This is a genomic window from uncultured Gimesia sp. (genome assembly GCF_937910335.1).
Classification (GTDB): domain Bacteria; phylum Planctomycetota; class Planctomycetia; order Planctomycetales; family Planctomycetaceae; genus Gimesia.
In genome coordinates, this window is record NZ_CALEMX010000149.1 from 1 (window position 1) to 11564 (window position 11564).

Sequence of the window (11564 nt, forward strand, 5' to 3'; positions counted from 1 at the left end):
TCGGAGGGAGGGGGGACCGGGAACAACCGGTCCTTCCTACCCCTATCATTTCAGATAGGACTGTCCTGACATGATCGTACTGCTCTGTTTGTTTTTGGTGGTGACTGTTTTGACTGTGAATTATTTTGTTGAACGGCGTGGGGGAGTCAAGTTCAAATTGATGTTCGAAGCGTGGTTAATAGCTGGCAAACGGTGGTTAAACGGTGACCGCAACGCGTCGCAGTGTGTTCGGTACGCGTCGATAAGTTACGAGACATTGGGAACCGGTGCGGAATTGACAGGTGAAGATTTTCAAAACACAGAGACTTTTATAGTAGTGAGATCTTCAGTGTTCGGAAAAAGCAGTGCGCATAAAATGCATCTCGCGCGCGACGCGTATCACCGCATATTGGGATTTTCCAGGACCAAATCAAGAGCAATACTGTGCACCGGTTTCGGGAGCGCTACAGGAGGGGCTGAGTCTTGAAAACGCTGATTACCCTGTTCGATACGAATTCCGGAACTTTTTCAGGCGGCGGAACGGTGTTCTGCTGGTGGCTCGTTTTGCTGCTGTTCGTTTTGGGGGGTGGCAGCGGACTGCTGACATTTTTGAACGACATTCGCCACGAACTGGTCGGCGGTCAGGTGCTCGCGGATGTAGCTGGTGACTTTGGTCACGCGTGAAGAGAAGTAACAGGGGCGCAGATGATAACGTAGCGGAGTGGCTTCGTTGATGACCTGCATGGTTTTTTGATAGTTGGTGGTATCGATTTTGGGTTCTGATTTTTCAGTGCAGGAAAAGAGCATTTGCAGATTCGGGTTTTCGGGAGAGCCGAATTGCTGTTCGAGTTTGAAGCCACAACTTTCTGCCAGCATCTTCAGGCTGGAGGGCGTGAAGTTATGAATATGTGCATAGTGAAACATTTTGCTGCGACGTGCAAACGGAGCATCGATGTTGGGACATTCGATATAAAACTGTCCGGCATCCGAGAGCATGCTTCGAATATATTCGAGTGCGCGGCGCGGCGAATTGAAATGTTCGATTACATGTATCAGCAGAACCAGTTCGCGGCTGTGATCGCGGGGTTGTTCAAACAGGTCGCCTCTGATTACGTTCGACAGCAATGTTTCTTGCGAATAGGTCTGAAAGCCTTCACCGGGTTCGATGCCGCTGGCCTGATGTCCGTTCAATTCGAAGACTTTCACCGTACAACCAATGCCGGCTCCGACTTCAAAAACTTTCGCGTCCGGTTTTACACAGGGTTGAAGCTGATTGAAAATGCGTTCGCCATTTTTCCAGGCACGCATTACACGACGATCCGAAGGGGTCATCTCGCCGTGATAACTCTGGCGGTACTCGGTGGCGTAATAACGGGCGAGTTCTGCATCGGTCGGAATTTGTCCATGTGCTACCAGACCACAGGTTTTGCAGATGACCGATGCCAACTGGTTGCTGTGCCGATCACGGTCTCCGACTTGTTCAAATTCGGTTCCTGCACAAAGATCGCACTGTTTTTTTTCCATTTGATTCACTTCTTTTTTCGGCCAAATGCCTATGATATTTCTGCTGCAGATGACTCGTTGAAACGAACCGGCGGCAGACGAATTGTTTTGATCGGTGTGAACACTAATCGGAGAGAGAAAACAGGTCAAGACGAATCATTCCAAGACTATTTATCAAGAGGGTTTAGTGCGATTATTCTTAGTTACAGAATGTTGATTTCCAACGTTGAGAATGAATGGCTGGATGCTCTCGTTGCATTGTATTTCCGGGCTCGTGGATGTACTCTAGTGAGCGTTGGACTGTCGGAAATTGCAGTCAGAAAACAACTTCAATCAAGCTGCCAAGCTTAAGGTATACAAAGAGTTAGGAAATTCATGTCTGAGTGTAAAATCAAAAAACTGCTGGTTGCCAATCGTAGTGAAATCGCGATTCGAATTTTTCGGAGTACTCACGAACTGGGCATTCGCACGGTCGGAATCTATACCCATGAAGACCGCTATGCTCTGCATCGTACGAAAGCCGATGAAGCCTATCAGATTGGTAAACCGGGTCATCCCGTCAAATCGTATCTCGATATCGAATCGATTATCGCTTTGGCTAAGCAGAAAAAAGTGGATGCGATTCATCCGGGTTATGGGTTTCTCTCGGAAAATGCAGAGTTTGCGCAGGCATGCGAAGACGCTGGTATTATCTTTGTCGGCCCGCGCGTGGAAACGTTGCAGCAACTGGGTGATAAAATATCCGCACGCAAGATTGCGGAACAGGTGGGAGTCCCGGTTCTGGGTGGAAGTGGCGAAGCGATTACCGATGCGGCCGCGGGCTTGAAGACGGCAGAAAGTATAGGCTTTCCTATTATTCTAAAAGCGGCCCACGGTGGTGGCGGTCGCGGAATGCGTGTGGTTCAGAACAAAGACGAATTTGAAGGTGCGTTCGAGCAGGCGCGGAGCGAATCGCTGTCTGCGTTTGGTAGCCCGGATGTGTTCGTCGAGAAATTTATCACTCGTGCGCGTCATATTGAGGTGCAGCTACTCGGTGATAAACATGGAAATTTAGTGCATCTTTACGAACGGGATTGCTCGGTTCAACGTCGTCATCAGAAGGTAGTAGAAATTGCTCCCGCTCCGAATATTGATCCGGATGTTAGAACGGCGTTGTGCGATGCCGCTTTACAAATTGGTCAAAGTGTGAATTATGAATGTGCGGGCACGGTCGAATTTCTGCTGGATGCGGATACGAATCAATTTTACTTCATCGAAGTGAATCCGCGGATTCAGGTTGAGCATACGGTGACTGAGGAAGTGACTGGCGTTGATATTGTCAAATCACAGATCTTGATCGCACAAGGTTCAAAGCTGTCTGACCCTGAAATCAGTATCAATTCACAAGAAGAGATCAAAACACATGGATTTGCAGTGCAGTGCCGTGTGACGACGGAAGACCCTACGAATAATTTCATGCCCGATTATGGACGTGTGGCTCATTACCGTTCTGCGAGTGGGATGGGCGTGCGTCTGGATGCAGGGACTGCGTTTTCTGGTGCGATGGTGTTTCCTTATTATGATTCTCTGCTGGTGAAAGTAACCATCTGGGCGCGTACCTTTAAAGTGGCCAGCGCGCGGATTGAACGTTGTCTGCAGGAATTTCGAATTCGTGGTGTCAAAACCAATATTCCCTTTCTCCTGAAGCTGGTCACGAATCCTACATTCACTCAGGGCGATTGTATTACCCGGTTTATTGATGAAACGCCTGAGCTGTTTGAATTTCCGAAACGACATGACCGTGCTACCAAGTTACTGACATATCTGGCGGATACGATTGTGAATGGGAACCCGCTGGTGAAGGATCGTCCGAAATCGGTGCGTCGAAAACCGGCACCAGTGCCTGCTTACAATAAGAAACAAATTTCTCCGCCGGATGGAATGCGACAGAAACTGCTGGAACTGGGTGCAGAAAAATTTGGTAAATGGATTCTGGATCAGAAGCCATTGCTGCTGACCGATACATCGTTCCGCGATGCCCATCAATCATTGTATGCAACTCGGTTTCGAACACATGATATGCTGCAGATCGCAGAGGCTTACGCTTACAACTGCCCGCAATTGTTCTCGCTTGAAATGTGGGGCGGAGCGACCTTTGATACGTCCATGCGATTTTTAAAAGAATCGCCCTGGCAACGCTTGGCCGAGATGCGCAAACGAGTGCCTAATATTCTGTTCCAGATGTTGATTCGGGCTTCGAGTGCCGTCGGGTATACCAATTACCCGGACAATGTAGTTCGCGCTTTTGTGAAAGAAGCTGCTGACGCGGGCATAGATGTGTTCCGCGTATTCGATGCATTGAACTGGGTTCCCAACATGAAAATTGCGATGGAGGAAGTTCAGAAAAGTGGTGCGATCTGCGAAGCGAGTATTTGTTATACGGGAGATATTCTCGATCCTGCCAAGACGAAATATGATTTAAAATATTACGTAAAGATGGCCAAAGAGCTGGAAAACATGGGGGCACATATCCTGGCGATTAAAGACATGGCGGGTCTTTGTAAACCTTATGCCGCGCAGTTACTTGTGAAAACATTGAAAGAAGAGATTGGCATTCCGATCCACTTTCATACACATGATACGGGAGGTGGTCAGGCTGCTTCGATTCTGAAAGCGGCGGAAGTCGGATTAGATATTGCCGATGGTGCTGTGCCTTCGATGTCGGGTGGTACATCGCAACCGAATTTGAATACGATTCTTGAAGCACAGCGTTTTACAGATCATCAGCCGACGGTGAACGTTACGCATCTGGATGATATTTCAGAATACTGGCGTGCGGTTCGCAATTTTTATACTGCCTTTGAAAGCCCGGTGTTGCCTGCCGGAGCGAATCTGTATGAGCATGAGATGCCGGGCGGTCAATACACCAACCTGTTACAGCAGGCTCAATCGCTTGGTCTGGGTGATCGCTGGTCTGAAGTTTGTCATGTGTATGCGGAAGTGAATCAACTTCTGGGGGATATCGTAAAAGTCACGCCGACCTCGAAAGCGGTGGGTGATATGGCTCTGTTCCTGGTCGCCAATGATCTGTCTTGCGATGACGTTGTGAATGGTGATCGTGATTTGTCATTCCCGGAATCGGTTCTGGATCTGGTTAGCGGTCGGATGGGACAGACTCCCGGTGGTTTCCCGGAAAATGTTCAGAAACGAATTTTGCGAGGCGAAGCGCCTTTGACGGAACGACCGGGAAGTATTCTTCCACCTGCTGATTTTGAAGATGCTGCAAAGACCGTTCGGAAAATGATTCATCGTAAGCCGACCGATCAGGATGTTGTTTCTTATCTGCTGTATCCCAAAGTGTTCGAAGATTTTGCTGCACATCTTGATACGTATTATGATACGAGTGGATTACCAACGTTCGCATTCTTTAACGGCTTAGAGCCGGAAGAAGAAATCTCGGTTGATATTGCACCGGGCAAAACTTTGATCATAAAGTTTCTTGCTGTAGGGAAGCCGCAAACCGATGGTTGTCGTACTGTATTCTTTGAATTAAACGGCCAACCACGTGAAGTTGTGATTGTTGATACGTCATTGACACCCCAAGATGAATCACGGCAAAAGGCAGACAGTTCGAATCCCAAACAGATTGGCGCTGCGATGCCCGGTGTGATCGTTTCACTTTCGGTCAAGGTCGGGAGCAAAGTGAAAGCGGGCGATCAAATTCTGATGCTGGAAGCCATGAAGATGCAAACGAGTGTCATTTCGGAGCAGGATGGCGTTGTGAGTCGGGTTCTGGCTGAGCCTGGTACGCAGGTTGAAGCTGGTGACTTATTGATTGAGTTGGAGTAGTGGATTTTTCGGTCAGTTATTAATTCATAAAACTAACGAATTTAGTCCGTCTCGACGTTCATTAATTTTGGTGTTCTATAGGTGAATGTCTCTTTTTGTAGGGCCAGCTCATTAGTACAGGTCGGGGATTTTATTTAGTATTTCGAGGATGCCCGCCCAGCAATTGACCCATATTACCCATTCGTACCAACGTTTCAATTGAGTGCTTTTTATCTCAAAAAATCAGGTGGCAATTTCCCTCCTTAAGCGAGAGAAATTCAATGCTGGCTTGGATCTTCGCCGATAGATTATATAGCAGGTAGTTTTGTAATCCTGATATTAATCCAGGTCATTTCTGAAACAGAACAAAAGAACACAACCTATCTCTGATGTTCTTTCAAAGAATTTGGAGTACTCGGCGAATGACAGGTGAGAGCCAAACCGTAAATCCTCCCCATTTTGTAATCTCCAGTGAGGGAGAAATTCTTGGAGAAGATACACCCGAAAATCAGGAATTGGTACGCCGCGTCGTTGCATGTGTGAACGCCTGCGATGGGATTACTACAGAAGAACTGGAAAGCGGGATCATCGGCGATATGCGTCAAGCGATATCACAAGCTGCTCCTCTTCTTCAGGAGCGTAGCCAGATGACGGAATTACTTCAGCGAGAAATTCGAGCTGAAATGCAAACACGTAATAAGAAGTCCTAGCAGAGTTGTCCAACGCAAATTATTTCGCGTTGCGTTGGATGAATCCACTGATGCGGACTTTAATTTTTCCAGAGGAGCGATGACCGGCTGGTAAATTTAAGCCGATCATTAAGAGGCCATCGTCTTTGGGTACGTATTCCACTTTCTCTCCAATGATGAATGGTTTTCCCATTTTCGTTTTCCCTTTTTCCCGGGAAACTACAACTCCCATTAATGCTCCTGTTGGAATTCCTCTGGATAGATCTTTCATGGGAGTTTTATTGGGTAAGCCTCCGACTGGTACTTTGATATCTGCTTTAAGATCATAAGTGCCTGTTGACATAACGCGAACCATTTTCCCTTTCGCAACCAAACCTGCGGGAACGCTCCAATTGCGTGAAGCATCAATTTCGAAGTCGGACGAATTGGAGGTCATCAATTTTTCATTCAGCTGCTTGATCATTTCTTTGACGCCGGGCACATCTTTTTTGATATTGAGAATTGACTCCAGCATTTTACGGGAATTCTCATAATCGCCTGCATCAGAGTATTTTCTGGCAATGTCTGCAGACTGCTTGATGAATGCATCGCGCAGTTTATCCGCCTGAATATTGAGCTGTTTGACATTTGTTTTTTTAGAACTGGTTTGCGCGATTGCGGGTTGGGAAGTCATTATAAAAGCCAATAGACTTCCCAAGATCAGACTCTGAATTCCCCAGTCATTTTTCGATTTCAACACGATTCTTTCCTCTGCTCATTTGAACTGATTTTTATACTTTAATTTATTATGATCGACCTATGCTGGTATTCGCAATGCGATTTTCGTACTCAGTCTATCTAAATTTAAAATCTCGGGCTAAATTTAAAATCAAGGGTGCTTTATCCGGGTGGCCAATGCAGCGAACGTCCTCCCAGTAGATGTAGATGCAGATGATCCACGGTCTGGCCGCCTTCTGTCCCGGTATTCACGATCGTACGGTATCCATTTTCCAGTCCTAACGTCTTTGCTAATTTTGCGACTGTCAGCATTAAATGTCCCGCCAGTTCCTGATCTGAAAGATTCAGATGAGCCATCGAAGGGATTTCCTGTTTGGGAATTATCAAAACGTGAATGGGCGCTTGTGGATTCACATCGTTGAACGCCAGACAGAAGTCGTCCTCATAAATAATCTCAGCCGGAATTTCCCGATCAATGATTTTCTTGAAAATTGTTTTCTCACCTGACATTTAACCTGTCTCCCCTCTAAGATATTCGCCGCTTTTTTTAAATTCACAAAGATAACTGAGAATTGACTTACTTTTAGGCCTATTGGCTCATGAAAATGGTTACACGAAAAGTTGCTTATACACACCATAGCCGCCGGCAATTAACAGTCCCAGGCAGGAAAGGAACAACAGCAAATCCCAGATGCGCCCGGGGGTCAGGCGGGAATCGATCCTGGTATAACGCAGATAGATGGCTGCGACGCCTAGCATCGGCAGCATGATCGCCTGCATTGTTCCTGCAATTAAGACTAGCCGAACCGGATTTGCGCCTGTTAGAAAGACTGCCAGGCAAAGTAACGGCAGGATGAGTGACATGATCTTCACCCAGTTTTGCACGGCATTCGGTTTGCGGTCGTCTACGACTCCAAAAAATCGTAATCCATCCGAGAAGATACGTGCATTCGCTGCATTGGCAACCAGAAAGGTCGAGTACAATACGGCGATCGCTCCTACGAGGAAAAGCCATTTGGCGTATTCACCGAAAACCGGCACATACGCTTCCGCCAGCGTGCTTACCATTCGCATTCCATCCGGGTCTAAACCTTCTTTATGCAGGACGGCGACACCCATTAGATAAAAGGCGAGTGTGGCAAAAGTGTAGATACACATGGAGGCAAACGCGTCTATTTTCATCACGCGCATCCAGCCTTTGGCGCGTCGAGCCCAGTCTTCATCTTCTGAATGTGCGCCGGTAAATCTTGCATATCCTTTTTCCAGACACCAATATGGATAGGCAATCAGTTCGGTTGCTCCGACGCCGATAATTCCAAAAGCAGCTAGTGCAGTAAGGAGTGGCGTCATTCCGTCAGAGGCTGCCGGGACCCCGAAAGAGAGCCCGCGGATAATCTCTTCTGTTGAAATGGTCCAGACTTCTGAAGTCTGCAATGAGATGACATTTCCGATCGTGATAAATGTGAATGAAACCACTAATATCGTTGATAAGTTTTCTATTAAATTATAACGACCATAATACAGCATGCATGAAGTGATGATGGCAATTACACCGGCCCATATTTTATCGTCCCATGTCTGGGGCTCAATCAGTGAAACCCCTTTCGCATCGACCAGTTTTTCGTTGTTACGAATTTTCTGCAGAATGATCTGTCCTTTATCTTGAATTCGTTCAATCCGTTGCTTGATTTTCGCATGGCCGCGAAGATAACGTTCGCGTTCTGCCGGGGTTAATGAACTCAACTTGCTCTTTTCGTCTTTTAATTCTTCTTCCAGTTTCAGATACTTTACAAATTCCTTTTCTGACGGAACCTGAATGGCTTTAAGGTAATCCCCCTGGATCGGCAGAGTCAGCGCCAGTGCCTGTCCTACGCCGCCTACGATTCCTCCGAGCTGTCCGATCGTGCAGACGCTCATGATCAGCCAGAACCAGAGAATCCAGTTTGGAGCTGGTTTTTTCGGATCGCGTACGAATCCTAAACGGGGGCCAGGAACATGATTCAAAGCAGCTAGAGTGGTTTCGCCGCATGTCAGGGAATAACGTCCCAGTTCAATTTGCACGAATACCTTGATGACGCAGCCGACAATAATCAGCCATAATAGAGCAATTCCGGCTTGTGCCCCGGTTTTGGTAGTGGCGATCAGTTCGCCCGATCCGACAATGCTGCCGGCAATGATCAACCCGGGCCCCAAACGCTTCACAATTCCCCAGAAGTCGGTGGGGGCTTCGACGGTTTCCGTTTTTTCGGGACCAGGGGAGGAATTGAGCGGTTGATTCTCCTGTTGCGATTCCATCGTACTCCTACTTCACTTTTGATTTCGACAATATGGGGTGATGCCGAAACATTGCTCAGAGTCGAAAGAATTCAAACGGAATGAACTCTCATCGAAATTATTTGAGTTGTTTTTCTGCAACTTCAATCGCTTTGAGCAACCCCTTTGCCTTGTTCAATGTTTCATAATATTCCGTTTCGGGAACACTGTCCGCAACGATCCCGGCGCCGGCTTGAACATAAGCCGTCGACCCTTGCATTACCAGTGTTCTGAGTGCAATACACGTATCCATATTCCCGGTAAAATCGAGATAGCCAACGGCTCCGGCGTAAGGACCTCGTCGGTGTGGTTCAAATTCGTCAATGATTTCCATCGCCCGCACTTTAGGAGCGCCCGAAACGGTTCCCGCGGGCAGCCCTGCTCTTAGCGCATCTAATGCAGACCGTGCTTCGGTTAACTTGCCTGTTACATTAGAAGTAATATGCATTACATGGCTGTAACGTTCCACAACCATGACATCAGAGAGTTCTACCGAGCCAAATTCGCATACGCGTCCGACATCATTTCTTGCCAGATCAATCAACATGACATGTTCGGCGCGTTCTTTGGGATCTGCCAGCAGTTCCTCTGCCAGTCGCTTATCTTCTGTTTCGGTTTTGCCGCGTTTTCTTGTTCCCGCCAGTGGACGTACGGTTGTGATTCGGTCTTCCACGCGTACCATAATTTCCGGCGAGCTGCCTACCAGATCGACCTCGGGAGTTTTGAGCAGAAACATGAACGGGCTGGGGTTAACAACACGCAAACTGCGGTATATGTCTAAGGGAGTCGCCGGGGTTTCCAGCTTGAGACGCTGGCTTAAAACGACCTGAAAGATGTCTCCTGCAACAATATATTCCTTGCAGGCTTCAACCGCGGCTTCAAATTTCGGTTGTGAGAAATTTGACGTCCAGTTTAAATCGGGTTCGGTATGAGCGTCTACATTGATATCGGCCATCTTTAAGACGGTTGCATCGCCGTTTTGGAAACGCTGGCACGTTTCATCAATTCGCTGACAGGCCGATTGATAGGCGGCTTGTAAATCTTTCTGTTCGTAATCTGATTCAACGTGCGCGTGGGCAACGACGAGTACTGTTTTATTAATCTGATCGAAGACCACCATATGGTCATATAAGGCAAATGAAAGATCGGGAAGCTGGCGGTCATTCTCAGGTGCGTTCGGTAAATTTTCGGAATAACGGATCACATCGTAACCGGCATATCCGACTGCGCCGCCACAAAAACGCGGAAGTGAAGGCAGCTCTGCGGCCTGATATTGCCCGAGAATTGTCTCTAATTCCTGCAGGGGATCATCAACCGTTCGCTCCTCTGTTTTTCCCGCATGCTGAATGACGATCCGCTTTTCGTAAGCGTCCACCATCAAAAAAGGATTCGCTCCCAGGAAGCTGTACCGGCTGATTTGCTCGCCGCCGACAACACTCTCGAATAGAAAGGAATAGGGTCCCTTTTCCAGCAACTGGTAAGCACTCACGGGAGTCAATGTATCAGCCGTTAGTTGCCGATAGACGGGTACCAGATTTGACTGATTAGAAAGCGTTTCAAATGATTCAAAATCGGGGAGGTATTTCATGGATTATCTTATTTGAACTGTCTGTGGATGAACAAGCATCCCGGTTTCTCAAATATTGAGAGTGGACTCTCTTATGAACATTTCCTATCTCTGAGACAAGCTGTGTAGAGGCTCAGTTCTCAAAAATGTCCAAAATGTCCCATTCTCACCTTCAATTAAAATCAGGGTTTCCTGTTTTTAAGATTCTGAATCACATGAGAGGAATGGAATTACAGCCGTTGTTTGCATAAAATGAAAAAAGCGTTCAATCTTAGAGAGCTTTCATCGAGTTCGAAGTTTATTAGGCTTTGCTTTCGCAGACTGAATGAGTATGGTATTCGTTCCATGAGTTTACAGGGTTTGTGAATGAATGTCACGCGAGATACAATGCGGGTGAGAGACCAGATTTCCAGTCAATCGATCTGATATCAGATCGTTATATTTATAAGGAGAACCAGGGTGAATTTGGACGCGTTCACTCGCACAAGTGGTGAATGGCTGAGGGGTATCGGTCCGGACTCGGATATCGTGATGTCCAGTCGGATTCGTCTGGCCAGAAACCTCGCACAGTTCCCCTTTATTAATCGCTGCACAGAAACGACTCTGGGCGAAATCGAACTCCTGCTGCGCCCGATCATCACATCGCTTCCTATGGATGTAAAACTGTCCTATCTGGATGTGAATGACTTAGGGACCTTGGATCGACAGTTTATTGTGGAACGACAGCTGATCAGCCGCGAACACTCTGAACGTACGGGACCTCGTGGAGTTGGCCTGGATAGCGAAGAAAACATTGGCATCATGGTCAATGAGGAGGATCATCTTCGGCTGCAGGTTTTGCGGAGCGGTTTTTCTCTGAATGAGTGCTGGGACACCATTAACCAGATCGATGACTTGCTGGAACAGGAAGTCACGTATGCATTCAATGAAGAATTTGGTTATCTGACTGCCTGTCCTACAAATGTGGGCACGGGAATTCGAGTGAGTGT

At 47.3% G+C, this 11564-nt stretch carries 7 protein-coding genes and 1 pseudogene; 3 read left to right on the forward strand and 5 right to left on the reverse strand.

All coding sequences use genetic code 11. The features are described 5' to 3' along the window. Positions 1 to 507: 507 nt before the first annotated feature. The gene (locus tag Q0668_RS06020; RefSeq protein ID WP_298861308.1) at positions 508 to 1503 is read right to left on the reverse strand and encodes a class I SAM-dependent methyltransferase; all 996 of its coding nucleotides are present in this window, start codon (positions 1501 to 1503) and stop codon (positions 508 to 510) included. Between the two features lie 354 nt (positions 1504 to 1857). Here Q0668_RS06020 and Q0668_RS06025 point away from each other — a divergent pair, with 354 nt between their 5' ends. Together Q0668_RS06025 and Q0668_RS06030 are read left to right on the forward strand one after the other, a co-directional pair. Beyond that, entirely contained in the window at positions 1858 to 5310 is a 3453-nt protein-coding gene (locus Q0668_RS06025; RefSeq protein WP_298861310.1) for a pyruvate carboxylase, read from the forward strand. A gap of 401 nt (positions 5311 to 5711) precedes the next feature. After that, a complete protein-coding gene (locus tag Q0668_RS06030) occupies positions 5712 to 5999 on the forward strand; it encodes a hypothetical protein (protein WP_298861312.1) in 288 nt (95 codons plus the stop codon). Between the two features lie 19 nt (positions 6000 to 6018). Here the strand turns inward: Q0668_RS06030 and Q0668_RS06035 are convergent, their stop codons facing one another. From Q0668_RS06035 to trpE, 4 genes are all read right to left on the reverse strand, one after another. Beyond that, positions 6019 to 6717, reverse strand: coding sequence for a hypothetical protein (locus Q0668_RS06035; protein WP_298861315.1), 699 nt, complete (start codon positions 6715 to 6717; stop codon positions 6019 to 6021). A 140-nt stretch (positions 6718 to 6857) separates the two neighbouring features. Beyond that, entirely contained in the window at positions 6858 to 7205 is a 348-nt protein-coding gene (locus Q0668_RS06040) for a histidine triad nucleotide-binding protein (RefSeq protein ID WP_298861318.1), read from the reverse strand. A 99-nt stretch (positions 7206 to 7304) separates the two neighbouring features. Next, positions 7305 to 8990 (reverse strand): Nramp family divalent metal transporter, encoded by a 1686-nt coding sequence (locus tag Q0668_RS06045; RefSeq protein ID WP_298861327.1) that lies wholly within the window; start codon positions 8988 to 8990, stop codon positions 7305 to 7307. Positions 8991 to 9087: 97 nt separating this feature from the next. Further along, the gene (gene trpE, locus Q0668_RS06050) at positions 9088 to 10596 is read right to left on the reverse strand and encodes an anthranilate synthase component I (protein ID WP_298861330.1); all 1509 of its coding nucleotides are present in this window, start codon (positions 10594 to 10596) and stop codon (positions 9088 to 9090) included. A gap of 438 nt (positions 10597 to 11034) precedes the next feature. On the opposite strand from trpE, the pseudogene Q0668_RS06055 reads away from it, so the two are divergent. Then, a pseudogene (locus Q0668_RS06055) lies at positions 11035 to 11564 on the forward strand (ATP--guanido phosphotransferase); the annotation flags it as partial.